The 693-nt window shown below is 41.8% G+C and carries 1 protein-coding gene; it reads left to right on the plus strand.

Features of this window, described 5'->3' with window-relative positions; all coding sequences use genetic code 11:
- Positions 1-88 precede the first annotated feature (88 nt).
- Positions 89-256 carry a hypothetical protein gene (locus ACYVRH_RS13930; RefSeq protein ID WP_461257483.1) on the plus strand — a complete coding sequence of 56 codons (168 nt, stop codon included), beginning with the start codon at positions 89-91 and terminating at the stop codon, positions 254-256.
- Positions 257-693 lie beyond the last annotated feature (437 nt).

The following is a 693-nucleotide window of genomic DNA, read 5'->3' on the forward strand; positions in this document are numbered from 1 at the left end:
AATTAGCACTGCGTAGCGCTAAATTAAAATTATAAAAGATGAAAAATGCGCGACAGCTTTAGCTGGAGCGGCGCGCTTGGAGGTGAATATGCTGTATGGTGAATATGATCCTGAAGTGGAAATGAGAGTTGTACGCGAAGAAACTCGCGAAGAAGACCGAGAGTATTTCCTTGAATTGCTAGATCAAGATTTGACTAAAGATGAAATTAAAGAGCGGCTTAAACAGGCATCAATGGAGGCTATTTCCCAAAATTAATCCCCATATGGGAATGAGGGCAAAAAAAAGCCCCGAAGCGCATCATACAAACCTAATTTGTAAGGCTACCGCAATGGCAGCAAGCGGTTCTTCGTGGACTTTCTACTTATAACACGGCAAAATGACGGTTTTTCAAGTACTTAAAACTAAAATTTTAAACTTTTTGTCTTTTTATTTCTTATTCCGGTAATTACCGTGAACACCACGAACTTTTGCGACAAATTTTTGTTGTTGTTCGTGTGGTTCGTGGTAAAAAAAATTAAACACTCTTAGGCGCGTCAGGATGGTTAGGGCCGAAGCTCTTTAACAGTACCAAAGGCTCAACCGGGCTTGTGTTGGTGATCGTTATGCCTTTTTTCGCCGCGTCTTCGCTTACAAAGAATTCATCGGCGCTCTGCTGGCCAAAGCGCAACATACCCGGCGCTTCACATAAATAT

The sequence above is a fragment of the Treponema sp. R80B11-R83G3 genome, assembly GCF_054786115.1.